The following is a 23,168-nucleotide window of genomic DNA, read 5'->3' as shown; positions in this document are numbered from 1 at the left end:
ATCAACACAGCTGTTTCAAAATCAGGTCTCCATGGCAAAACAAAATTTTAAAATCACCAACTGGCCCTCTTATAACAAGGCCCTCAAGCAGCGCGGTTCTCTAACCGTATGGCTAGATGAATCAGCCATTGCTGCATGGACGGAAAAAAACACTACTGAACGGCGTGGACGACCGCTCCACTACTCAGATATGGCCATCACCACAGTCCTGATGATGAAACGCGTGTTTGGCCTTTCATTGAGGGCTTTACAGGGTTTTGGTGACTCGATTTTTAAACTGATTAAATTGTCGCTCCATTGTCCAGACTATTCGCTGCTCAGCAAGCGAGCAAAGACAGTGAACATCAGCATAAAAACGCCAACCCGTGGTGAAATCTCACATCTGGTCATTGATAGAACCGGCCTGAAGGTCTTTGGCGAAGGCGAATGGAAAGTCCGGCAGCATGGTGCCGACAGACGCAGGGTATGGCGTAAGCTGCACCTGGCAGTAGACAGTGTGACGCATGAGATTATCTGTGCGGATTTGTCGCTCAGTGGTACGACTGATGCCCAAGCTCTACCGGCGCTGATAAACCAGACCCACCGGAAAATCAGAGAGGCATCGGCTGACGGCGCTTACGATACAGTTTACTGCTATGATGCTCTGCTGAGGAAGAAAATATAGCCAGGCGACATTATTTTGATAACAATTAGCTGTATTTTTTTGCCACATATCAGGGCATTGGCTGTAATCATTTTTAAGTCGGTTGGCTATAAGGCCGCTTATCCCGCCACGAAGGGGGGCGCAATATTGGCAAGATCGCTACCACGAGCGTAACCACGCTGTTGCAAATCAGCGCATTAGTGGTAGTAACGCTATCTGGAAAAAGAAAGTGGGCTATCACCGGCGCTCAGTGGCTGAAACGGCCATGTTCCGGTTCAAAAGGCTTCTGGGTGGTCATCTAAGTCTGAGAGACTACGATGGTCAGGTGGGTGAAGCCATGGCCATGGTCAAAGCGCTTAACCTGATCACGCTATTAGGAATGCCGAACAGTATTCGCATCACGTAACAATCGACCCGTATGGGGCGCAGTCGTTACAAGTTCTGATCGGCTTTGTTGAATAAACTGTATTAGTCGCGACTAGATCTGACACTGGACCTTGAAAGGTTGAGAGTTACCGGTTTTGATATGGGTGTCTAATCCTTAAACAAAACGCGAGGTAACTCTCATGCTTCATACTAACAATCCCATTATCAAACACAAAGCCAGCCTGCTCAATCTCGCCGAAGAACTCGGTAACGTATCAAAAGCCTGCAAGAGCATGGGCGTGTCACGCGATACATTTTACCGTTATCAGGAACTGGCTGCTGAAGGCGCCATTGATGCGCTGGTTAACCAGAACCGCCGGGTTCCGAACCTGAAGAACCGCGCCGACGAAGCCACTGAACGCGCGGTTGTTGATTATGCTATTGAGTTCCCGCCCCATGGGCAGCACCGGACCAGTAATGAGCTGCGTAAAAAAGGCGTATTTATCTCCGGCAGCGGCGTGCGCTCCATCTGGCAACGACACGACCTGGAGAACTTCCGTAAACGCCTGAAGGCGCTTGAGGAAAAGGTCGCCAGAGAAGGCATTGTCCTTACCGACGCTCAAATCGCAGCCCTGGAGAAGAAGGCGCACGATGATGAGGCCTGTGGTGAAATCGAGACGGCACATCCCGGGTATCTGGGCTCGCAGGACACCTTCTACGTGGGCAATCTGAAGGGGATGGGCCGTATCTACCAGCAGACGTTCGTGGATACGTACTCGAAAGTGGCACACTGCAAGCTGTATACGAATAAAACACCGCTCACCGCCGCCGACCTGCTCAATGATAGCGTACTCCCGTTCTACGAGGCTCAGGGACTGCCGGTGCTGAGAATACTGACCGACAGGGGTACGGAGTACTGTGGTAAAGTGGAGCAGCATGATTATCAGCTTTATCTGGCTATCAACGATATCGAGCATACGAAAACGAAGGCGATGTCTCCGCAGACGAACGGCATCTGCGAGCGCTTCCATAAAACCATTTTGCAGGATTTTTATCAGGTTACGTTCCGCAAGAAGTTATATGGAGACCTGGAAAGTCTGCAGCTAGATCTGGACAACTGGTTGTAGCATTACAATAATGAGCGAACTCATCAGGGAAAAATGTGCTGCGGGCGTACGCCGATGGCCACTTTACTCGATGGAAAACGGATCTGGGCAGAAAAGAATCTGAACCAGATGTAATCTGACAGACACCTGTATAAATAATCGGTAACTGTCAGATCAGGTCTGAGCTAGTACAAATAAACATATTTTATGCTGCACCCCCGGTGAAACGACAGATCCTCGCAACGCAAAATCATGCAGTTAGGCCTCATAAGAAAACTGTAAACCTGAGGTGACAAGCATTTTCTACCAAAACTGGCTTGGCAAAACAGCATGACTCACTATTATTCAACAAAGCCGCTTTTTGCTTGTGCCCATTTATGCTCAATGGGGTTAAGATCTGGCGAATATGTAGGCAAATACTCCACCATATACCCTGCATCGATGATGACTTGTTGAATATTATGTTTTTTGTGAAAAGTTGCATTGTCCATCACGATTACACTGTTTTTAGGGAGTACTGGGATAAGGACTTGTGTGACCCAGGAATAGAAAACATCGCTGTTAATATTGATATCAAATAATCCGATAGCAAACAGCGTTGTGCCTAATAAAGCGCCGATAACATTTGTTCTTCCCTTGGCTCCCCCGTTCTTCAGGCCAAAACACCGTTGACCTTTTGGGGAATAGCCGTGAGTCCGTGGGGTATCGTGTTAAAAACCACTTTCATCAATAAAAACAATAGGCTTACCTTTTTTCATACTGTTGTATTTTTTGTTGAAATGCTCGCCGGGCGCTTTCGTCGGCTTTCGGATGACGTAGCGTTTTTTTATAGGTCAATCCCAACTTTTTAAGAGCGTGCCAAATGGCCTTCTGAACAAACGCCAAAACGCTCTGCACGTTCTTTTTGGTAAGCATCTGGATATGGTTCAACATCTTTCATCAACTCGGATTTATCGATCTTTCGCTGACGCGTGGTCGATGCTTTTGACGCTGTTTGATTAATCCAACGCGATACAGAGGCAGGGCCAATCCGAAATTGCTTCGCTGTTTCTCGGATACTCAACCCTTCTTCTTCCCGTGTAGATATCACTTTACGTCTAAAATTAATTGAATAGCTCATTTAAATAATGTAATCAAAATTAAGTCGTTTAGCTATATTTGTGAAAGTCAGGAAAAGTCATTTTTGAATATTTAACAAAACGCGTCCCGCGAGACAATTTATAACCGAACCAAATCAGCAAAAATAATGGAATGCCAATATAGGTTGCGGTGACGCCATACCAGTCAATGTTATCTTGCAAAAATGCCTGGTAGTTTTGCCCCAGAGTGATCAGCAGACAAAGCACAAACGCGAAGATCGGCCCAATCGGAAAGAATCCCGAGCGGTATGGCAGCGCGTTAAGATCCACCCCTTGCTGCACATAGCCACGACGGAAACGATAGTGGCTAATCGCAATCCCCAGCCAGGCGATAAAACCGGTCATGCCGGAGGTATTCAGCAGCCAGAGGTAGACCGTTTGGTTACCAAACATCGAGGTCAAGAAACAGAGTCCCGCCACAACGGTGGTCGCATACAGCGCATTGCGCGGGACGCCGCCTTTCGAGAGTTTGGCAAACATACGCGGCGCTTTGCCTTCCTGCGCCAGAGTAAAGAGCATACGTGTTGAAGCGTACATTCCGGAGTTACCCGCAGAGAGCACCGCCGTCAGGATCACTGCATTCATCACCGCCGCCGCCGACAGCAACCCGGCATTCTGGAACACCAGCGTAAACGGGCTAACCGTAATGTCTTTTACATCATTACGCAGCAAGTTGGGGTCGGTATAAGGAATAATCAGGCTGATAATCAGAATGGCAAACACGTAGAACAGCAATATACGCCAGAACACCTGACGAATGGCACGTGGAATATTTTGCGCAGGATATTTTGACTCGCCTGCCGCTACGCCGATCAGTTCCGTGCCCTGAAAGGAGAAACCGACAATCATCGTCACGCCAATCATCGCGGAGAAGCCACCAGAAAAAGGCGCATCGCCAATTTGCCAGTTGTGCCAGCCTGCGTTCTCTGCACCGCGCAGAATGCCAACGATCATCAGCACGCCAACGGCGATAAAGACCACGACGGTAACCACTTTGATCAGTGAGAACCAATACTCGGCCTCACCAAACCCTTTTACCGAGATGTAGTTAAGCAGAAACATCAAGACTAAAAACATGGCGCTCCAAATCCAGCCGGAAACCTCAGGGAACCAGTAGCCCATCACCAGCTGCGCCGCGACCAGATCGACGGCTATCGTCACCGCCCAGTTATACCAGTAGTTCCATCCGAGCGCGAAGCCGAAACCCTCTTCTACGTATTTGGCAGCGTAAGTGGAAAACGATCCTGAAACGGGCATAAATGCGGCCAGTTCGCCTAGGCTGGTCATCAAAAAGTAAACCATCAGCCCGATAAGCGCATAGGAGAGCAGCGCCCCACCGGGGCCGGCCTGCGAAATGGTCGCGCCTGAAGCGACAAACAGCCCGGTGCCGATGGATCCGCCAATGGCAATCATGGTGAGATGCCGCGCTTTAAGCTCACGGCGCAGCGTAGGCGCGCCCTGAGATGTGCTATGTAATTGTTGCAGACCCATAATATCCTGCGCTCTATCTAAAATGAGGCGGGATTGTAGCAAATCGTTTTCTACAGAATCGCTATCATTATCGAGTTATAAGAGAGCTTCATAACTGCCTCGCCATCATTAGCAATAAGAAAGTCGAATGGCCGCAGTTAACTCTACTTTGCTGGCTGACAGTATTCCAGAAAGCGTTGCAACACATTGGAAAGGTGTTTTTGTCTGTGGTGCACCAGATAAAGTGTACGCACCAAGCGCGGTTGCTCCAGCTGCAACGCCACCAGTGACTCCGCAGCCAACTGATCGGCAATGACACGACGTGACAGGCAACTGATACCAATGCCGTGACGCACGGCATGCTTGATCGCCTCGGAGTTCCCCAACTCCATCACCAGTTTAAAATGGGGTAATTGTGCCAAGAGCTGGTGATCCAATACTTCCCTCGTGCCTGAGCCACGTTCACGCAAGATCCACGGTGCTTCCGCTAGCATCGGGACGGTAAGCGTTTGCTGTACGAGAGGATTCTCAGGGGCGCAAAAGACCACAAGTTCATCCTCCAGCCAAGGTTGCGTCACCAAATCCGGATGATGACAAGGCCCCTCGATAAAACCGAGATCGACGCTGAATTCCGACACCGCCATCACCACATCCTGGGTGTTGCCCACATGCAGCTCAAAAGGGATAGAGGGATAATCACGGCGATAGCGGGCAATCATGGCAGGCAACAGATAGTTACCAATGGTGCTGCTGGCGAACACGCGTAACGCACCATTCTCTTGCTGGAACATTTTTTCTATCTCCAGCGACTGCTCCAGGATGGCCAACGCTTTTGGATAAAGCAATCGCCCATGCTCATTCACCACCAACCGCTTACCGACGTGATCGAACAGTTGTACGCCCAGTTGCGTTTCCAAATCCGATAACGCTGCGCTCACGGCAGACTGAGAAAGGGCCAGCATAACGGACGCTTGTGTGCTCGATCCGCTTTTCAGGACCTCTGCAAAAACTTCAAGTTGTCTTAACGTGATGTGCATCGTTAGCCCTTACCGGAAATATAGCCAACCGACATTATTTTGATAACAGCCAGCTATGCTTTTTTGCCGCATATCAGGGTATCTGTTGTAATCATTTTTAAATCGGTTTGCTATAGCAATAGGTTATAAGCATATAATCAATTTCTCTTTTATGGCTACTCATCATAGGCTGTGTTCCTGGTTAGCTCGACTTCAAACAGGTATTACAATGGCATCTCTTTTTATAATTCAAGGTGATAAATCTATCCACCCGCTTTTACGCAAGCTACTTGGCCTGCTTTTTATTGCCCTTATGACCGCCGGGTTTCTGCAGCTGACCGCGCTCCCTTCGGTTGCCCACATGGAATTGGGTTCACTGACCCTTGCCATGGTGGGCGGCGCATTGATTGGCAACACGCTTTACCCACGCCTGCAACGCTACTGTGATGAGGGTGTTAATTGCTCAAAGCATCATCTGCTGCGTTTGGGCATTGTGCTATATGGTTTTCGTCTCAGCCTGCAACATATAGCCAAGCGACTTAATTTTGATTACACCATATGGACTGAGAACAAAATCTCTGTATCGCAACCACTCTCTCTTTTTTTGCTTTTTGCTTGTGCCCATTTATGCTCAATTGGGTTAAGATCTGGCGAATATGTAGGGCTTTGTTGAATAAATCAGAACTTGTAACGACTGCGCCCCATACGGGTCGATTGTTACGTGATGCGAATACTGTTCGGCATTCCTAATAGCGTGATCAGGTTAAGCACTTTGACCATGGCCATGGCTTCACCCACCTGAGCATCGTAGTCTCTCAGACTTAGATGACCACCCAGAAGCCTTTTGAACCGGAACATGGCCGTTTCAGCCACTGAGCGCCGGTGATAGCCCACTTTCTTTTTCCAGATAGCGTTACTGCCGCTAATGCGCTGATTTGCAACAGCGGGGTTACGCTCGTGGTAGCGATCTTGCCAATATTGCGCCCCCCTTCGTGGCGGGATAAGCGGCCTTATCTTCTTCCTCAGCAGAGCATCATAGCAGTAAACTGTATCCTAAGCGCCGTCAGCCGATGCCTCTCTGATTTTCCGGTGGGTCTGGTTTATCAGCGCCGGTAGAGCTTGGGCATCAGTCGTACCACTGAGCGACAAATCCGCACAGATAATCTCATGCGTCACACTGTCTACTGCCAGGTGCAGCTTACGCCATACCCTGCGTCTGTCGGCACCATGCTGCCGGACTTTCCATTCGCCTTCGCCAAAGACCTTCGGGCCGGTTCCATCAATGACCAGATGTGAGATTTCACCACGGGTTGGCGTTTTTATGCTGATGTTCACTGTCTTTGCTCGCTTGCTGAGCAGCGAATAGTCTGGACAATGGAGTGACAATTTAATCAGTTTAAAAATCGAGTCACCAAAGCCCTGTAAAGCCCTCAATGAAAGGCCAAACACGCGTTTCATCATCAGGACTGTGGTGATGGTCATATCTGAGTAGTGGAGCGGTCGTCCACGCCGTTCAGTAGTGTTTTTTTCCGTCCATGCAGCAATGGCTGATTCATCTAGCCATACGGTTAGAGAACAGCGCTGCTTGAGGGCCTTGTTATAAGAGGGCCAGCTGGTCATTTTAAAATTTTGTTTTGCCATGGAGACCTGATTTTGAAACAACTGTGTTGATCTGCTCCGATGATTACCCAAAAGTTCTATTTATTCAACAAAGCCAATATGTAGGCAAATGCTCCACCATATACCCTGCATCGATGATGACTTGTTGAATATTATGTTTTTTGTGAAAAGTTGCATTGTCCATCACGATTACCCTGTTTTTAGGGAGTACTGGGATAAGGACTTGTGTGACCCAGGAATAGAAAACATCGCTGTTATAGCCAAGCGACATTATTTTAATAACAATTAGCTGTATTTTTTGCCACATATCAGGGCATTGGCTGTAATCATTTTTAAGTCGGTTGGCTATAATATTGATATCAAATAATCCGATAGCAAACAGCGTTGTGCCTAATAAAGCGCCGATAACATTTGTTCTTCCTTTGGCTCCCCCGTTCTTCAGCCCAAAACACCGTTGACCTTTTGGGGAATAGCCGTGAGTCCGTGGGGCATCTTGTGGAAAACCACTTTCATCAATAAAAACAATAGGTTTTCCTTCTTTTTCATACTATTGTATTTTTTGTTGAAATGCTTGCCGGGCGCTTTCGTCGGCTTTCGGATGACGTAGAGTTTTTTATAGGTCAATCCCAGCTTTTTAAGAGCTTGCCAAATGGCCTTCTGACAAACGCCAAAACGCTCTGCACGTTCTTTTTGGTAAGCATCTGGATATGGTTCAACATCTTTTATCAACTCGGATTTATCGCTCTTTCGCTGACGCGTGGTCGATGCTTTTGACGCTATTTGATTAATCCAACGCGATACAGAGGCAGGGCCAATCCGAAATTGCTTCGCTGTTTCTCGGATACTCAACCCTTCTTCTTCCCGTGTAGATATTACTTTACGTCTAAAATCAATTGAATAGCTCATTTAAATAATGCAATCAAAATTAAGTCGTTTAGCTATGTCAGAGAGTTGAACAGCTTTTCATCAAGCGTTACGTTCAGCCTAGAGCGCGGCGGTTGGTGTATGCCTCATCATGATAAAAAAAATGCCGCTGATTAAGCGGCGCTCTGTTTTCGTTTTGCACATCAAGGGAAATGTGACTAACTGGTCATACCGTTAACTGGTGGCGCCTTTGCTGAAAATGCGACGACCTTCCTGATAACGTTTGTTCCAGTAGGCATCGTCCATGCTGGAAATCATCACACCCGCACGGGTGGAGGCATGAACAAACTGGTTATTACCAATGTAGATGCCAACGTGACGACCGGTGGAACCAGCCCGGAACAGCACCAAATCGCCGGGGCGAAGTTTGCCGCGCTGAACCTGAATGCCCGATTCCTGCTGTTCATAAGTCGAACGTGGGAGTTCCATGCCAAATTGTTCACGGAAGGTACGTTGAACAAAGGCAGAACAATCAATACCTTTGCGGCCGTCACCACCTAAACGATAACGTACACCTTTCCAACTGGCATATTGATCCATCAGTTTGGATTTGATGTCCAGGTTACGCACCATGGCTTCAAATTCGTCCTGAGAGGCCTGCAATAAAAGACTGTCTTTATCATTTATTGCAGAACGATCAGTTTGTGCTTGATGAGATCCTGTATTTGTACAGGCAGATAGCGCAAGTGCCATCGCCAAGGCGGGAATTGCCCGCCAGATATATCTCAGGCTCGGTTGAGATTTGACCATTATCGTTATGTTCCCTTGATTTCCTTAACGACCACCATCGTCATGTGTGCAACTACGCCATATATAAACGCCGAAACGAGAGTCAGACTAAAACAGAGTTTTACTTGGACCAACCACTTGAGGATGAAAATGTGTGGAATCGCACATAATTTCTTCCATTCCAAGAATAACCGCGTTCGGTAAAACTCAAACTTTACCGAGACCACCCTAACGCTCCGGCGATTGCAAGCCTTTTTAGGCTTTGTTGAATAAACATATTTTATGCTGCACCCCCGGTGAAACGACAGATCCTCGCAACGCAAAATCATGCAGTTAGGCCTCATAAGAAAACTGTAAACCTGAGGTGACAAGCATTTTCTACCAAAACTGGCTGGCAAAACAGCATGACTAACTATTATTCAACAAAGCCGTCTTTTTATGGAAATTCTTTATAAGAATTAATGATGTAATATAGCCAAGCGACTTAAAAATGATTACAGCCAATGCCCTGATATGTGGCAAAAAAATACAGCTAATTGTTATCAAAATAATGTCGCTTGGCTATAACGGTATCAGTATATGGTTACCGTCTTTCTTTCGGGGATCCTTCCTATCTCTTACCATCACGGCCTTTTGCTTCTCGTCGATATCATCCCAGCGAATACGACATACCTCTCCAATACGCATACACGACAATATTGAAAAGTTGAGAATATCCACAAAAGGAATAGCTGCCGCACGATGTTCTTGCCGCGTCCGAAGTCCCGCCTCTAGGCGCGCCAACTCATCACCGACGGGGCGACGACTGCGCCGCTGTGATTTCCCAACCATCCCTAAGTTAACCAATATCACGCGCGCATCAACGACCAGATTTGCCGTGTACTCGATACCAAAAATTGGTTTAGCGGCGGAAAGTACGGAAGAAAGGTAGCTTAAGTCGTGGGAAACTGTCGCCGGGCCAGCACCAGCACCTGCTCGCAAGCGCCCATGCTCAACGACATCATTAACAGACAGGTCCGCCAGTGTAATCTCTGCGATATCACAATCCACCAGCATATTGAGAACATAGCTCTTTGTACGTCCTGCTTTGCCGGCTAAGTCCGGATCGTTGAGGTACTTCATCAGCAGCTGACGAACAGTTATTTGGCTTGCATCTGAATCGGACGGGACACCATGCTCCTCAAGTTCAGCAGCACGACGGGTACCCTAGGTCTTTGCTACAGCTAATTTCCCAACGTTTTACTTTCGCGGTAAAGGTGTTTACCCTGCTCCTTCACGCCCACTGTGCAGCGGTATCTGACTGACCCATCTGCGCGAGGGCGTTTAGCAATCGTAAAGTAGGCCATTTCGTTATTTTCTCCGCATATCAGGACACCAAATTGTGGTGTCTCTTATGGTGTCCCGTGAATGCAAAAATATAACAAAACCGCCCAAAATGCTCGAGAAAATGACAGAAGTAAAAAACCCTACAAACAGCGTAATGACTAAGAACAGTGATAGTTTTAGCCTGAATCGCTTCTCCATCGCGCCAGTCAATGACCGGCGCGAGAGAGACTTAGTCGGCGCGGCCCATATAGCGACGCTCGGCGATATGAATACGAATGTTTTCACCTGCGCTCAGGTATTCTGGCACCTGAACCACCAGACCGGTGCTCATGGTCGCCGGTTTGTTGCGGGCGCTGGCTGAAGCACCTTTGATGCCTGGTGCGGTCTCTACAATTTCCAAATCTACCGTTTGCTGCAGTTCCAGCGCCAAGATTTGTCCATCCTAGGTCAGTACCTGAATGCCCGGCATCCCGCCTTCCGGTATAAACAGCAGTCCATCTTCAATTTGCTCTTTTTTGAAGATATACGGCGTGTAATCTTCATCATCCATAAAGACGTACTCATCACCGTCCATATAGGAAAACGTGACAAAACGGCGTGTCAGGGTGATGGTATCGAGAATGTCGTCACCCTTGAAACGTTCCTCAACCTTCAGGCCGGTACGTACATCGGAGAAGCGCATTTTGTACAACGTGCTGGCACCGCGAGCGCTGGGGCTTTGGATGTCGACATCCTTTACCAACAGCAGCTTGCCACCGTAATTGATCACCATGCCACGTTTGATTTCGTTCGCTCTTGCCATGAAAAAAACCTGTTATAAAGAAAAAGACATTTTTGTGGCGACACGTTACTCGCGCCGCTAAATTCAGGCAAGCGGCATTTTATCATCCGCTCGCGCATTCATCGCAGTCGTTCTATTTTATAGCAGGTCGGTCAGGCGTACACCGGCAGAGCGCCCAATAGTGTAAGCAGGTGCGCCACGATGTTAATGGCGCCAAACGCCAGAACGATAACCACCAGCCACATTCCACCTGGTGCGCGATAGGTCGTGCTATCAGGAGCAAAGCGCTTGCGGGCGGCGGCGACCATACAGGCAGGAATGATCACTGCCCACAGCGTCGCCGCCAGCCCTGCGAAACCGATGGCATGCAGAAAACCATCCGGATACAGCAAGGCGGCAAGCGTTGGCGGAATAAAGGTGATGCTGGCTGCCTGTGTACGGCCTCGTGGTGTATCTGCCAGTGAAAAAGAGTCTTGAATATAGTCAAACAGTCCCAGGGATACGCCGAGGAAGGAACTGGCCAGTGCCATATAAGAAAAGGCGTTCAGCAAGGGGATCAGATAGGCACTTTGCGCAGTGTTGCCCATGTGCTGAAGTAAATTGCCGATGTTACCGCCCTCGGCGACCACGGCTTTAAATCCTTCACGTGGAATGTTGCCTTGAATCACATACTGCCACAGTAAATAGATCGCCAGTGAAAGTAAGGTGCCGTAGAACAGGCTGCGCGCCACCGTGCGCCCGTCCTTGTGATAGTACTTCACCAAACCGGGTACATTGCCATGGTAGCCAAAAGAGGCCAACAGGTAGGGTAGCGCTGCCAGTGCATAGGGAAAGTAGGGCGCATCCGCGGGCGCGCTCATCAACAGACGAGGGGGGTTGACCTGAGTGAGCAGGTCGCTCACTGACAGCACAAAAGTAATCACCATACCGCCAATCAGAAGAGTACTTAGCCGATCCACGGCGCGCGTGGAGAGCCAGACAGTAAAGGCAACCAGTAGAGAAAATATTAACCCTGATGTAGCGTGCCCTATGGGAAAAACATCTGCCAGCGTGTGCGTGATGATTGAACCACCCGCTGAGATATAGGCATAGGTTAAAATATAAAGTACAAAGGCCACGGACAGACCGTTCAGGGTATTCCAATGTTTCCCGAGCAGATCTTTCACCATGGTATGGAAGCTGGCACCGGCGGGGTAGTGCAGGTTGGTTTCCAGGATCATCAGTCCGGAGGCAAACATGCAAAACCAAGTGGCAACCAGCAACAGCACCGAGCCACTAAACCAGACACCGCCGGTAACAATCGGAATCGAAAACATGCCTGCACCTACGGCAGTGCCAGCAATGATCATGGCTCCGCCAAAGGCAGAGCGCGAACGAGAAAGCGGGAAAACGTCGGCTGACATTGCAGCTCCAAGGTAAAGTCATTGTACTAGTTTAATGATACAAGAAACTTATGGTTAAGTAAATCGTCGATCTGCCAGTAAAACGTGAAATAGCCAACGCTTATGACGATATAGCTAAACAACTTAATTTTGATTACATTATTTAAATGAGCTATTCAATTGATTTTAGACGTAAAGTGATATCTACACGGGAAGAAGAAGGGTTGAGTATCCGAGAAACAGCGAAGCAATTTCGGATTGGCCCTGCCTCTGTATCGCGTTGGATTAATCAAATAGCGGCTTTGTTGAATAATAGTGAGTCATGCTGTTTTGCCAGCCAGTTTTGGTATAAAATGCTTGTCACATCAGATTTACAGTTTTCTTATGAGGCCTAACTGCATGATTTTGTGTTGCGAGGATCTGTCGTTTCACAGGGAGTGCAGCATAAAATATGTTTATTCAACAAAGCCTCAAAAGCATCGACCACGCGTCAGCGAAAGAGCGATAAATCCGAGTTGATAAAAGATGTTGAACCATATCCAGATGCTTACCAAAAAGAACGTGCAGAGCGTTTTGGCGTTTGTCAGAAGGCCATTTGGCAAGCTCTTAAAAAGCTGGGATTGACCTATAAAAAAAACTCTACGTCATCCGAAAGCCGACGAAAGCGCCCGGCAAGCATTTCAACAAAAAATACAACAGTATGAAAAAGAAGGTAAACCTATTGTTTTTATTGATGAAAGTGGTTTTCCACACGATACCCCACGGACTCACGGCTATTCCCCAAAAGGTCAACGGTGTTTTGCCCTGAAGAACGGGGGAGCCAAGGGAAGAACAAATGTTATCGGCGCTTTATTAGGCACAACGCTGTTTGCTATCGGATTATTTGATATCAATATTAACAGCGATGTTTTCTATTCCTAGGTCACACAAGTCCTTATCCCAGTACTCCCTAAAAACAGGGTAATCGTGATGGACAATGCAACTTTTCACAAAAAACATAATATTCAACAAGTCATCATCGATGCAGGGTATATGGTGGAGTATTTGCCTACATATTCGCCAGATCTTAACCCCATTGAGCATAAATGGGCACAAGCAAAAAAAGAGAGAGTGGTTGCGATACAGAGATTTTGTTCTCAGTCCATATGGTGTAATCAAAATTAAGTCGCTTGGCTATAAAGGCGGGGGAAATGGTAAATTTCTCTGCATTACGCTGGTGTTATCGGGCAAATTTGCTAGGCTTTAGCAGCCATTAAACCCGCCTTGCGAGTAAACAGGATGGAATGTCGTTCAGGCTGTGGGGCCTGCTGTATTGCTCCGTCAATCTCCAGTCCGTTGCCGGGAATGCCGGAGGGGAAACCCGCCAACGTACGCTGCCTGCACCTTGATGCCGCGATGCGCTGTGGCTTGTTTGGCTCGCCGTTGCGACCTGCGGTGCGCGCGACGCTGCAACCGCAGGCGGAGATGTGTATGACAACGCGGGATGATGCGCTGACTTATCTTTTACAGCTTGAGGCAGAAACGGCTCCCTGATAGGGGCAGTATCGTTTGTTTATACGTCCTTGATTTTCCACATACAGTAAGCCGCTCCCACGCTCATCAGCAGGGAAATAGAGAAGACGGCGTGATAACCCCAAAATTGTGCCACGATGCCGGCCAGCGATCCGGAAATGATCCAACCTACGCGCGTGGTGTTGGTAAATAGCGTGGTGGCGGTGCCCGCTTGCCCTAGCATTAAATCCTGAAAATAGAGCATGCCGATACCTGCCAAAATACCGATAAAAATGGCGTTCAGCATTTGTAATCCTAACAGCACCCACTCTGCGCTGAACAGCACCAGCCCGACATAAAAAAGCAGTCCTGCGCCGACGGCAATGCGCATCAAAATGCGTTTACCAACGCGTTTTGCCACATAGCCCGCAATCAACATAACAGGAATTTCCAGCCCGGCCGCCGTGCCCATCATGATCCCTGCCAGCTTCTCAGACAGCCCCAGTGCGTTGACTACATATAAAGGCATCGTAATCAGGTAAACCCCGTTACAGGTCCACATGGCGGTGCAAGCGAAAAAAAGCAGCAGCGTGTCATGTCGATTCTGACGCGGTGATGTCAACGTCGTGTCTGTTTGCAAGGCCGATTTCTGCATTGAGGGGAGCAGAAAGGTCACCAGCGCGCCACACAGCAAAAATACCACTGCTGCGGTGAGGTACATCACTGGGAAGCCAAAACCCAGCGCCAGGGCAAAAGCCACCGGCGGGCCGATCACCCAAGACAGGGAGATCTGGGTACGCATCACTGAGCTAAACATCGCGGCTTCGCCCCCGGTACGATCGGCGTGCTCGCGCGCCAACGCGAATAGCTGTGGGTTAGCGGTCGAACCAAAGCTTGAGAGAAGGACGCCGAGAATCAGCAAGATAAAGTAATTACGGTTCCAGGCATACAGCACGCATCCCAGTGCACCCAGTATGCAGCAGTGCAGAATCAGCCGTTTACGGTCGCCCTGCTTGTCGGAGCGTGTGGCCAGCATTTGGCTCACGACAATGCCGATAACAGCACTACCCGTGTAGTAGAGCCCCACCATCAGCGGGTTTACTTTCACTTCGGTCGAAAGGAACAGGCTCAACGTTGGCAATTGCAATGCCCCGGCAATACCGGTCAGGAAAGCAATGACCAGGAATGCAAAGGAGGTCAGATCGGGCTGACGCCGCAATACGGAGTTCAATATAGACATAATTAACAATCTAGGGCAGTGCGTTTGTGTGTCAGAAAACGTATGGAAGATACGCGCGTGCAAAAAACGTGCAAGATGAGAGTCAGTACCGTTTGAGTCAGAAAATGCAAACCGTGATACCACAGCGCGCGTATTTTACGCGAGCTGTGCGCTTTCTGAAAAGATGCTTCATCTTTTTTGCTTCAGCAAGCCTTCAGCTGGTGCGACTTTCTATAGCCAACCGACATTATTTTGATAACAGCCAGCTATGCTTTTTTGCCGCATATCAGGGTATCTGTTGTAATCATTTTTAAGTCGGTTGGCTATAGATCGCATGCTCAGTACGCTGTCTGCCAAGGCTAGGCAGGCGTTTCTTTGGGGGCATATTGATGGACTGACGTACCAGCAAGTGGCCGATCGCCTTGCTGTCTGCGATCGTATGGTGAAAAAATACATGGCACAGGCGATGTTCGCTTGCCTGACCTGTAAGGATCGCTAATTTCGGCCATGCGATCTGACGATATTCCTCAGGATGTGTTCTATAGCTAAACGACTTAATTTTGATTGCATTATTTAAATGAGCTATTCAATTGATTTTAGACGTAAAGTGATATCTACACGGGAAGAAGAAGGGTTGAGTATCCGAGAAACAGCGAAGCAATTTCGGATTGGCCCTGCCTCTGTATCGCGTTGGATTAATCAAATAGCGTCAAAAGCATCGACCACGCGTCAGCGAAAGATCGATAAATCCGAGTTGATGAAAGATGTTGAACAATATCCAGATGCTTACCAAAAAGAACGTGCAGAGCGTTTTGGCGTTTGTCAGAAGGCCATTTGGCACGCTCTTAAAAAGCTGGGATTGACCTATAAAAAAACGCTACGTCATCCGAAAGCCGACGAAAGCGCCCGGCAAGCATTTCAACAAAAAAACAACAGTATGAAAAAGAAGGTAAGCCTATTGTTTTTATTGATGAAAGTGGTTTTCCACACGATACCCCACGGACTCACGGCTATTCCCCAAAAGGTCAACGGTGTTTTGGCCTGAAGAACGGGGGAGTCAAGGGAAGAACAAATGTTATCGGCGCTTTATTAGGCACAACGCTGTTTGCTATCGGATTATTTGATATCAATATTAACAGCGATGTTTTCTATTCCTGGGTCACACAAGTCCTTATCCCAGTACTCCCTAAAAACAGTGTAATCGTGATGGACAATGCAACTTTTCACAAAAAACATAATATTCAACAAGTCATCATCGATACAGGGTATATGGTGGAGTATTTGCCTACATATTCGCCAGATCTTAACCCAATTGAGCATAAATGGGCACAAGCAAAAAAAGAGAGAGTGGTTGCGATACAGAGATTTTGTTCTCAGTCCATATGGTGTAATCAAAATTAAGTCGCTTGGCTATACTATGAATTCAGCATGCTCAATGGCTAAAATGTGCGTGATGTCAAAAATTCATCACATGAAATACGTGGAATATTTGCATAAAAGCAACATTAGGCCCAGACTTAGTGAAACGTTTCAGCCATCCTTTTCTTTGCATTGTTCGCCATTCGTGGCCTTATATCTTTATTTGTTTACTGAAGCGATTCAATAAAAGCGGAGAGGAGCGTCATGTTCCAGTTATCACAGAAAGATATTCATATGGGTGCGGCTGCCAGCGATAAGCAGGACGCTATCCAGCAAGTGGCGGCCGCACTGGCTGCTGGCGGGGGTGTCAGCCCTGCGTATGTCGAGGGCATGTTGCAGCGTGAACTGAAAACGTCGACCTATTTAGGTAATGGTATTGCTATTCCACACGGCACAGCTGATACGCGTGATCTGGTGCTGAAAACTGGTGTTCAGGTGTTTCAATTTCCGCAGGGGATCGCTTGGGGAGAGGAGACCGCCTATGTGGTGCTGGGCATCGCAGCTCGCTCGGACGAGCATCTGGCGTTATTGCGTCAGCTAACCCATGTGCTGAGCGACAAAAACGTTGCAGCGCGTATGGCAAAAACCGCGTCAGCAGAAGAGTTGCGCAGTTTGCTGATGGGGGAGCAGCAGAGCGCGGATTTCCGTTTTGATACCTCGTTGATCACGTTGGACGTTGCCACGGACAGCCTGCTGACGTTACAGGCGTTGAACGCGGGTCGTTTGCAGCAGGTCGGTGCCGTTGATGCCGGGTTTGTCAGCGCGGTCGTCAGCCAGAAGCAGCTTTATCTGGGACAAGGCGTGTGGTTGAGCGATAACGCACAGGGCAATCTGGCGAGTGCTGTCGCTGTAAGCCGCCCAGTCACCGCGTTCACCGCCTATGACGAGCCGGTGGCACTGCTGATTACGGTTGCCGCCGCGGATGAACAAGCGTTGGCCCCTATCGATTATTTAAGCAACCTGTTGATCGCACAGAAAGCTGAACGCTTGCTGAATGCTGATGCTGCCACGCTGCTGGCATTGCTGACCAGTGACGTACCGGAAGAAAACGATGTGCTGACCGCAGATTACACCATCCGCAACGAGCACGGGTTGCACGCCCGCCCGGGAACCATGCTGGTGAATGTTATCAAACAGTTCACCAGTGAGATCACGGTGACCAACCTTGATGGAGCCGGTAAACCGGCCAACGGGCGCAGCCTGATGAAGGTGGTGGTGCTGGGCGTTAAAAAGGGCCATAAGCTGCGTTTCACCGCAGTGGGCAGCGATGCTGAACAGGCATTGGCGGCGATTGGCGAAGCAATTAATTCTGGATTAGGAGAGGGCGCAGCATGAGCAGGCGAGTTGCCACCATTACCCTGAATCCCGCGTATGACCTAGTGGGATATTGCCCCGAAATTGAACGGGGTGAAGTCAACCTGGTGCAAACGGCGGGTCTTCATGCCGCAGGCAAAGGTATTAATGTTGCCAAGGTGCTGAAAGACCTCGGGATTGACGTCACGGTGGGTGGATTTCTGGGCAAAGACAATCAGGACGGCTTTCAGCAATTGTTCAGCGAACTGGGCATTTCCAACCGTTTTCAGGTTGTCCCCGGTCGCACGCGTATCAACGTCAAGCTGACAGAAAAAGCCGGTGAAGTGACCGATTTCAACTTCTCCGGGTTCGATGTCACACAACAAGACTGGCAGCGCTTCGTCAATGACTCGCTCAGTTGGTTAGGGCAGTTCGACATGGTTGCCGTCAGTGGTAGCTTGCCCGCAGGCGTCGATCCGGATGCGTTTACTGATTGGATGTCACGTCTGCGGACCCAATGTCCTTGCATTATTTTCGACAGCAGCCGTGAGGCGCTGGTAGCGGGGCTGAAAGCCGCGCCCTGGTTGGTGAAACCCAACCGTCGTGAGCTGGAAATCTGGGCTGGCCGCAAGTTGCCCACGCTGGAAGATGTGGTAGACGCTGCCCATGCGCTGCGTGAGCAAGGTATCGCTCATGTGGTGATCTCGTTGGGGGCGGAAGGTGCCCAGTGGGTTAATGCCTCGGGTGCCTGGTTGGCCAAGCCACCGGCTTGCGATGTTGTCAGCACCGTAGGTGCCGGTGATTCCATGGTCGGCGGATTGATTTATGGCCTGTTAATGCGTGAATCGAGTGAACACACCTTACGATTGGCAACCGCAGTGGCTGCGCTGGCCGTAAGCCAAAGCAATGTTGGCATTACCGATCGACCTCAGCTGGCCGCGATGATGGCGCGTGTCGACCTGAAACCCTTCAATCACTAACAGCAAGAGATAGATCATGAAAACGCTGTTGATAATAGATAAATTACTGGGGCTTGCCAGAAGCCACCTAGTGAAAAAACTGCTCGGCGCGGCGGCTGCGAAAGCGGACCTGACGCTGACTGACAAGATCGATGAAAGCGAACTGGTGATAGTCCTAGGCGGTGTACTGTCTGCTGACAGCGCGCTCAATGGCAAAAAGGTGTATGTCGGTGATATTGAACTGGCAGCAAGTCAGCCAGAACAATTTCTGACGCAGGCAAAAGCAAAGGCGGAGCCGTATCAGGCCCCTGCGGCGGCTACGGTGAGTGCACCTTCAGTGCCGCGTATCGTGGCGGTGACGGCGTGCCCGACCGGCGTGGCTCACACCTTTATGGCGGCAGAAGCCATCGAGCAGGAAGCGAAAAAACGCGGCTGGTGGGTGAAAGTGGAAACGCGCGGCTCCGTTGGTGCGGGTAACGCTATCACGTCGGAAGAAGTCGAGCAGGCCGATCTGGTTATCGTGGCAGCGGATATTGAAGTGGATCTGTCGAAGTTTGCCGGCAAAAAAATGTACCGCACCTCAACCGGTCTTGCGTTGAAGAAAACGGCGCAGGAACTGGATAAAGCGCAGGCGGAAGCTATCGTTTACCAGCCAACAGCGCAAAGTGGTGCACAACCAGCCAGTGCCGAACAGAAAAAGGGTGGCACTGGACCGTACCGCCATTTGCTGACGGGCGTGTCCTATATGCTGCCGATGGTGGTGGCGGGTGGTTTATGTATTGCGCTTTCTTTTGTGTTTGGTATCGAGGCGTTTAAACAGGAAGGCACGCTGGCTGCCCACCTGATGAAGATCGGGGGCGGCTCCGCGTTTGCTCTGATGGTTCCGGTGTTGGCGGGTTATATCGCATTCTCCATTGCTGACCGTCCCGGTCTGGCACCGGGGATGGTCGGCGGTATGTTGGCCGTGAGTACCGGCGCGGGATTCCTTGGTGGCATTATCGCTGGCTTCCTGGCGGGTTACCTGGCGAAAGCGCTCAGCGACCATGTCAAGCTACCGCAAAGCATGTCAGCTTTGAAGCCGATACTGATTATTCCGCTGGTGGCGACGCTGATTACCGGCCTAATCATGATCTACGTGGTAGGTACTCCGGTGGCGAAGATCCTGACGGGCTTGACCAGCTGGTTGCAATCCATGGGCACGGCTAACGCAGTGATTCTGGGGGCAATCCTAGGCGGCATGATGTGTACCGACATGGGCGGTCCGGTGAACAAGGTGGCCTATGTATTTGGTACCACACTGCTCAGTAGCCAGATTTACGCGCCGATGGCGGCCGTTATGGCCGGAGGCATGGTTCCGCCGTTGGCGATGGGCCTTGCGACGTTGGTGGCCGCGAAGAAATTCAGCGCGTCCGAGCGTGAAGGGGGTAAAGCAGCGTTTGTGCTAGGCCTGTGCTTTATCTCTGAAGGTGCGATCCCTTACGCGGCCAGTGACCCGATGCGCGTACTACCGTGCTGTATTCTGGGCGGAGCCGTTACCGGGGCGCTGTCGATGGCCGTGGGCGCACACCTGATGGCACCGCATGGCGGGTTGTTTGTGTTGTTGATTCCTAGAGCGATCACGCCGGTACTAGGCTACCTGTTCGCGATTCTGGCGGGCACAGCGGTGGCGGGTCTGCTGTATGCCGTGCTGAAACGCCCTGACGAACAGCTGGTGAAAGCGGCGTAAGTGGTAAGTAAAAACTGAACGTAATGCAAAAGCGCCAGCCGTAAGGCTGGCGCTTTTTTATGCGGTTTGTGGCTTCAGCCAAGCAATTTCATCAGCCCAGATATAGCCAACCGACTTAAAAATGATTACAGCCAATGCCCTGATATGTGGCAAAAAAATACAGCTAATTGTAATCAAAATTAAGTCGCTTGGCTATACAGCCATGTCAGGCAAGATGATCGCCTTTGCCTGCTGGTCATTATCGGCGTCACTGAGCATGGACGTAAGGAGCTGGTTGCGGTCGAAGATGGTTATCGAGAGTCAGAAGCAAATTGGGCCGAACTTCTTAATGGTCTGCGAGCACGTGGCCTAACCGTATCTCCCAAGCTGGCTACGGGAGACGGTGCCCTTGGTTTTTGGAATGCAATGGCAAAGATATTCCCGGACACGCAGCACCAACGCTGTTGGGTGCACAAAACCGCTAATGTGTTGGCTTCACTCCCCAAAGCCATGCAACCGAAAGTTAAGGCTGAGCTGCGGGAGGTTTGGCTAGCAGAGAGCCGCGAGGCCGCTAATGAAGCCTTTGATGTTTTGTTGGCAAGGTTTTCAGCGAAGTATCCTGCAGCGATGAAGAAGCTTGAGAAAGCTCGAGAAGAACTGCTGGCATTCTACGACTTCCCGTCAGAGCACTGGGCGTCAATAAGAACGACAAATCCGATTGAATCGGCTTTTGCGACTGTGAGGCTACGAAGCAGAGGCGCGAAGAACGGTGGTTCGAGAGAAACAAGCCTGTCAATGGTATTTAAGCTGCTCCAGTCAGCTCAGAAAAGCTGGAACCGACTAAGAGGATTTGACCTGCTGACCCTGGTTGTAAGCAACGTCCAATTTAAGGATGGAGAACAGATTCACGAAGCATCAGAGCGGAACGTAGCCTGATCGCCATACACCAGATTTGCTAATAACTCTACAGAGGCAGGGCCAATCCGAAATTGCTTCGCTGTTTCTCGGATACTCAACCCTTCTTCTTCCCGTGTAGATATCACTTTACGTCTAAAATCAATTGAATAGCTCATTTAAATAATGTAATCAAAATTAAATCGTTTAGCTATATCCTCGACGTCCTCGATGATTGCCGCCAGATGTTCAAAGCGGAATCCTAGGTTGGTGCCTTGGAGTGGCATTGAGAGCAATATTGATCGACTCGGCAATGCATGCCAGACAGTCACGCTCATCAATCTGTTTTAAATGGCTGCCGGGATGAGGTGAAAGTTAAGTAATGACAGCCCCAATTGTTGGCAACGCGCCATTTCATCAATAAAAGCGCTGCGTGATTTCTCCAACGCCTCTGTGTCCGGATGACCGAGGTTGATCAGATAGCTGTCGTGCGGAAGGATCTGCCCCGGTTGGTAGCCGTACTGCTGGCAGGCGGCCTTGAACTGCGCAATGACCGTTTCGGATAACGGTGCGGCCTGCCATTGGCGCTGATTTTTGGTGAACAAGGGCTTTGTTGAATAAACATATTTTATGCTGCACCCCGGTGAAACGACAGATCCTCGCAACGCAAAATCATGCAGTTAGGCCTCATAAGAAAACTGTAAACCTGAGGTGACAAGCATTTTCTACCAAAACTGGCTTGGCAAAACAGCATGACTCACTATTATTCAACAAAGCCGTGAACAAGGCAAATGCGGTTGCCTTAAGTTCGTGGGCTCTAATGACCGCATGATCCACACCGCCGGCAGCGCTGACGTGTGCGCCTACATATTTCATGCTGTTCTCCTTATTGTTCTGGCGCACAGTATGCCACTGTTATTAACCAAAGGTGATCGCTTGAACTAAAAAGCGTAACAACATGCTAAGCGCGCAGCGCAAAAAAGGCGCATTTATGCCAACAACGCCGTGATGCCAAGGTTGATACTGGCACCGCCAACAATCAGCTAGATAAACAGTAATAGCGCCAGCAGCAACGGTTTGGTACCTGCACGGCGTACGGCGCTGAGGCGGGTTGTCACGCCCAAAGCGCCCATCGCCAATAACAGATTATCAATCTGGTTGACGGTGGTTAACTAGGTATCCGGCAGCCAATGGCACGAATTAAACCCGGCTACGGCGATAAAACCCACGGCAAACTAGGGGAAGGCCATTGGCGCTTTTTCTGTTGTGCTGCTGGTGCGGCGTTGCAGAAATCCCCCCAATAGCATCAGAAATGGAGCCAGCAGCATGACGCGTAACATCTTGCTAATAACTGGGGTGTTTTCAACCTGCGGTGAAATGCTGTGGCCTGCCGCTACAACCTAGGCCACTTCGATGCAGGGTATATGGTGGAGTATTTGCCTACATATTCGCCAGATCTTAACCCCATTGAGCATAAATGGGCACAAGCAAAAAGCAAAAAAAGAGAGAGTGGTTGCGATACAGAGATTTTGTTCTCAGTCCATATGGTGTAATCAAAATTAAGTCGCTTGGCTATATTAAAGTAGGTTACGCGTAATTTTCATGGTAAAAAGGGACGCGCTGATCTATTACCCATAGGCGGCAACATCGGTTTGACCTATATTCAAGTGATCCAAATGAAAATCA

Annotated in this window: 26 protein-coding genes and 10 pseudogenes; 17 read left to right on the top strand and 19 right to left on the bottom strand. The window is 49.4% G+C overall.

Annotated features, from left to right (window positions below; translation table 11 throughout):
• Positions 1 to 31 precede the first annotated feature (31 nt).
• Positions 32 to 1,049, top strand: a pseudogene (locus tag ACD630_RS13040) (IS5 family transposase).
• 160 nt (positions 1,050 to 1,209) lie between these two features.
• Positions 1,210 to 2,250 (top strand): annotated as a pseudogene (locus ACD630_RS13035) (IS481 family transposase).
• Positions 2,251 to 2,456: 206 nt separating this feature from the next.
• Here ACD630_RS13035 and ACD630_RS13030 read toward each other — a convergent pair.
• From ACD630_RS13030 to yieE, 5 genes and pseudogenes are all read right to left on the bottom strand, one after another.
• Positions 2,457 to 2,810: pseudogene (locus ACD630_RS13030) on the bottom strand (transposase); the annotation flags it as partial.
• A gap of 49 nt (positions 2,811 to 2,859) precedes the next feature.
• Positions 2,860 to 3,000, bottom strand: coding sequence for a winged helix-turn-helix domain-containing protein (locus tag ACD630_RS13025; RefSeq protein WP_430359297.1), 141 nt, complete (start codon positions 2,998 to 3,000; stop codon positions 2,860 to 2,862).
• Positions 2,963 to 3,235 (bottom strand): IS630 transposase-related protein, encoded by a 273-nt coding sequence (locus ACD630_RS13020; protein ID WP_430359296.1) that lies wholly within the window; start codon positions 3,233 to 3,235, stop codon positions 2,963 to 2,965. The genes ACD630_RS13025 and ACD630_RS13020 overlap by 38 nt, the downstream gene beginning before the upstream one ends.
• A gap of 28 nt (positions 3,236 to 3,263) precedes the next feature.
• A complete protein-coding gene (locus ACD630_RS13015) occupies positions 3,264 to 4,745 on the bottom strand; it encodes an amino acid permease (RefSeq protein WP_430359295.1) in 1,482 nt (493 codons plus the stop codon).
• Between the two features lie 143 nt (positions 4,746 to 4,888).
• Positions 4,889 to 5,761, bottom strand: coding sequence for a DNA-binding transcriptional regulator YeiE (gene yieE, locus ACD630_RS13010; RefSeq protein WP_430359294.1), 873 nt, complete (start codon positions 5,759 to 5,761; stop codon positions 4,889 to 4,891).
• Between the two features lie 151 nt (positions 5,762 to 5,912).
• Here yieE and ACD630_RS13005 point away from each other — a divergent pair.
• Positions 5,913 to 6,215, top strand: a pseudogene (locus ACD630_RS13005) (hypothetical protein); the annotation flags it as partial.
• A gap of 21 nt (positions 6,216 to 6,236) precedes the next feature.
• Here ACD630_RS13005 and ACD630_RS13000 read toward each other — a convergent pair.
• From ACD630_RS13000 to mtr, 9 genes and pseudogenes are all read right to left on the bottom strand, one after another.
• The gene (locus ACD630_RS13000; RefSeq protein ID WP_430360138.1) at positions 6,237 to 6,365 is read right to left on the bottom strand and encodes a hypothetical protein; all 129 of its coding nucleotides are present in this window, start codon (positions 6,363 to 6,365) and stop codon (positions 6,237 to 6,239) included.
• Positions 6,366 to 6,457: 92 nt separating this feature from the next.
• Positions 6,458 to 7,381, bottom strand: a pseudogene (locus ACD630_RS12995) (IS5 family transposase).
• A 64-nt stretch (positions 7,382 to 7,445) separates the two neighbouring features.
• On the bottom strand, positions 7,446 to 7,877 hold the full coding sequence (locus ACD630_RS12990; protein WP_430360034.1) for a transposase: 432 nt from the start codon (positions 7,875 to 7,877) through the stop codon (positions 7,446 to 7,448).
• Positions 7,799 to 8,266, bottom strand: a complete 468-nt coding sequence (locus ACD630_RS12985) for an IS630 transposase-related protein (RefSeq protein ID WP_430359293.1) — start codon at positions 8,264 to 8,266, stop codon at positions 7,799 to 7,801. Before ACD630_RS12985 ends, ACD630_RS12990 begins: the two co-directional genes overlap by 79 nt.
• Positions 8,267 to 8,458: 192 nt before the next feature.
• Positions 8,459 to 9,034: a bifunctional murein DD-endopeptidase/murein LD-carboxypeptidase gene (mepS, locus tag ACD630_RS12980; protein ID WP_430359292.1), complete on the bottom strand. Its 576-nt coding sequence runs from the start codon at positions 9,032 to 9,034 to the stop codon at positions 8,459 to 8,461.
• A gap of 387 nt (positions 9,035 to 9,421) precedes the next feature.
• Positions 9,422 to 9,559 carry a hypothetical protein gene (locus tag ACD630_RS12975; RefSeq protein ID WP_430359291.1) on the bottom strand — a complete coding sequence of 46 codons (138 nt, stop codon included), beginning with the start codon at positions 9,557 to 9,559 and terminating at the stop codon, positions 9,422 to 9,424.
• Positions 9,560 to 9,577: 18 nt separating this feature from the next.
• Positions 9,578 to 10,359 (bottom strand): annotated as a pseudogene (locus tag ACD630_RS12970) (site-specific integrase); the annotation flags it as partial.
• A 209-nt stretch (positions 10,360 to 10,568) separates the two neighbouring features.
• Positions 10,569 to 11,141: pseudogene (yeiP, locus tag ACD630_RS12965) on the bottom strand (elongation factor P-like protein YeiP).
• Positions 11,142 to 11,272: 131 nt separating this feature from the next.
• Positions 11,273 to 12,523, bottom strand: a complete 1,251-nt coding sequence (gene mtr, locus ACD630_RS12960) for a tryptophan permease (RefSeq protein ID WP_430359290.1) — start codon at positions 12,521 to 12,523, stop codon at positions 11,273 to 11,275.
• Between the two features lie 146 nt (positions 12,524 to 12,669).
• On the opposite strand from mtr, the gene ACD630_RS12955 reads away from it, so the two are divergent.
• The 5 genes and pseudogenes from ACD630_RS12955 to ACD630_RS12935 all read left to right on the top strand — a co-directional run bounded on the left by ACD630_RS12955 (position 12,670) and on the right by ACD630_RS12935 (position 14,035).
• A complete protein-coding gene (locus ACD630_RS12955; RefSeq protein ID WP_430359289.1) occupies positions 12,670 to 12,897 on the top strand; it encodes an IS630 transposase-related protein in 228 nt (75 codons plus the stop codon).
• A gap of 15 nt (positions 12,898 to 12,912) precedes the next feature.
• Positions 12,913 to 13,206, top strand: coding sequence for an IS630 transposase-related protein (locus tag ACD630_RS12950; RefSeq protein ID WP_430359288.1), 294 nt, complete (start codon positions 12,913 to 12,915; stop codon positions 13,204 to 13,206).
• A pseudogene (locus ACD630_RS12945) lies at positions 13,130 to 13,549 on the top strand (transposase); the annotation flags it as partial. The gene ACD630_RS12950 and the pseudogene ACD630_RS12945, both read left to right, overlap by 77 nt.
• 28 nt (positions 13,550 to 13,577) lie before the next feature.
• Positions 13,578 to 13,748: a hypothetical protein gene (locus ACD630_RS12940; RefSeq protein ID WP_430359287.1), complete on the top strand. Its 171-nt coding sequence runs from the start codon at positions 13,578 to 13,580 to the stop codon at positions 13,746 to 13,748.
• Positions 13,749 to 13,780: 32 nt separating this feature from the next.
• Complete coding sequence (locus ACD630_RS12935) at positions 13,781 to 14,035, top strand: YkgJ family cysteine cluster protein (protein WP_430359286.1); 255 nt, start codon at positions 13,781 to 13,783, stop codon at positions 14,033 to 14,035.
• Between the two features lie 19 nt (positions 14,036 to 14,054).
• Here ACD630_RS12935 and ACD630_RS12930 read toward each other — a convergent pair whose 3' ends face one another.
• On the bottom strand, positions 14,055 to 15,233 hold the full coding sequence (locus ACD630_RS12930) for a sugar efflux transporter (protein ID WP_430359285.1): 1,179 nt from the start codon (positions 15,231 to 15,233) through the stop codon (positions 14,055 to 14,057).
• Positions 15,234 to 15,546: 313 nt separating this feature from the next.
• On the opposite strand from ACD630_RS12930, the gene ACD630_RS12925 reads away from it, so the two are divergent.
• From ACD630_RS12925 to ACD630_RS12890, 8 genes and pseudogenes are all read left to right on the top strand, one after another.
• Positions 15,547 to 15,711: a sigma factor-like helix-turn-helix DNA-binding protein gene (locus ACD630_RS12925; RefSeq protein ID WP_430359284.1), complete on the top strand. Its 165-nt coding sequence runs from the start codon at positions 15,547 to 15,549 to the stop codon at positions 15,709 to 15,711.
• A 78-nt stretch (positions 15,712 to 15,789) separates the two neighbouring features.
• The gene (locus ACD630_RS12920; RefSeq protein WP_430359283.1) at positions 15,790 to 16,257 is read left to right on the top strand and encodes an IS630 transposase-related protein; all 468 of its coding nucleotides are present in this window, start codon (positions 15,790 to 15,792) and stop codon (positions 16,255 to 16,257) included.
• Complete coding sequence (locus ACD630_RS12915; protein ID WP_430360033.1) at positions 16,170 to 16,613, top strand: IS630 family transposase; 444 nt, start codon at positions 16,170 to 16,172, stop codon at positions 16,611 to 16,613. The genes ACD630_RS12920 and ACD630_RS12915 overlap by 88 nt, the downstream gene beginning before the upstream one ends.
• Positions 16,525 to 16,818 carry a hypothetical protein gene (locus tag ACD630_RS12910; protein WP_430359282.1) on the top strand — a complete coding sequence of 98 codons (294 nt, stop codon included), beginning with the start codon at positions 16,525 to 16,527 and terminating at the stop codon, positions 16,816 to 16,818. The genes ACD630_RS12915 and ACD630_RS12910 overlap by 89 nt, the downstream gene beginning before the upstream one ends.
• 17 nt (positions 16,819 to 16,835) lie before the next feature.
• On the top strand, positions 16,836 to 17,966 hold the full coding sequence (gene fruB / locus ACD630_RS12905) for a fused PTS fructose transporter subunit IIA/HPr protein (protein ID WP_430359281.1): 1,131 nt from the start codon (positions 16,836 to 16,838) through the stop codon (positions 17,964 to 17,966).
• On the top strand, positions 17,963 to 18,904 hold the full coding sequence (fruK, locus tag ACD630_RS12900) for a 1-phosphofructokinase (protein WP_430359280.1): 942 nt from the start codon (positions 17,963 to 17,965) through the stop codon (positions 18,902 to 18,904). Before fruB ends, fruK begins: the two co-directional genes overlap by 4 nt.
• Positions 18,905 to 18,920: 16 nt before the next feature.
• On the top strand, positions 18,921 to 20,609 hold the full coding sequence (gene fruA / locus ACD630_RS12895; RefSeq protein WP_430359279.1) for a PTS fructose transporter subunit IIBC: 1,689 nt from the start codon (positions 18,921 to 18,923) through the stop codon (positions 20,607 to 20,609).
• A 192-nt stretch (positions 20,610 to 20,801) separates the two neighbouring features.
• Positions 20,802 to 21,524: pseudogene (locus tag ACD630_RS12890) on the top strand (IS256 family transposase); the annotation flags it as partial.
• On the opposite strand, the gene ACD630_RS12885 reads toward ACD630_RS12890, so the two are convergent.
• The 4 genes and pseudogenes from ACD630_RS12885 to ACD630_RS12870 form a co-directional block, all read right to left on the bottom strand.
• The gene (locus ACD630_RS12885) at positions 21,494 to 21,661 is read right to left on the bottom strand and encodes a hypothetical protein (RefSeq protein WP_430359278.1); all 168 of its coding nucleotides are present in this window, start codon (positions 21,659 to 21,661) and stop codon (positions 21,494 to 21,496) included. The pseudogene ACD630_RS12890 and the gene ACD630_RS12885 overlap by 31 nt on opposite strands.
• Positions 21,662 to 21,697: 36 nt before the next feature.
• Positions 21,698 to 22,147 (bottom strand): annotated as a pseudogene (locus ACD630_RS12880) (TIM barrel protein); the annotation flags it as partial.
• Between the two features lie 22 nt (positions 22,148 to 22,169).
• On the bottom strand, positions 22,170 to 22,358 hold the full coding sequence (locus ACD630_RS12875) for a hypothetical protein (protein WP_430359277.1): 189 nt from the start codon (positions 22,356 to 22,358) through the stop codon (positions 22,170 to 22,172).
• A 359-nt stretch (positions 22,359 to 22,717) separates the two neighbouring features.
• A complete protein-coding gene (locus ACD630_RS12870; RefSeq protein WP_430359276.1) occupies positions 22,718 to 22,822 on the bottom strand; it encodes a hypothetical protein in 105 nt (34 codons plus the stop codon).
• A 42-nt stretch (positions 22,823 to 22,864) separates the two neighbouring features.
• Here ACD630_RS12870 and ACD630_RS12865 point away from each other — a divergent pair, with 42 nt between their 5' ends.
• Positions 22,865 to 23,035 carry a transposase gene (locus ACD630_RS12865; protein WP_430359275.1) on the top strand — a complete coding sequence of 57 codons (171 nt, stop codon included), beginning with the start codon at positions 22,865 to 22,867 and terminating at the stop codon, positions 23,033 to 23,035.
• The last annotated feature ends 133 nt before the right edge of the window (positions 23,036 to 23,168 follow it).

Origin of the sequence: Symbiopectobacterium sp. RP (assembly GCF_050472005.1) — a bacterium.
In the GTDB taxonomy this organism is placed as follows: domain Bacteria; phylum Pseudomonadota; class Gammaproteobacteria; order Enterobacterales; family Enterobacteriaceae; genus Symbiopectobacterium.
This window is presented reverse-complemented; position numbering and strand designations above follow the sequence as displayed.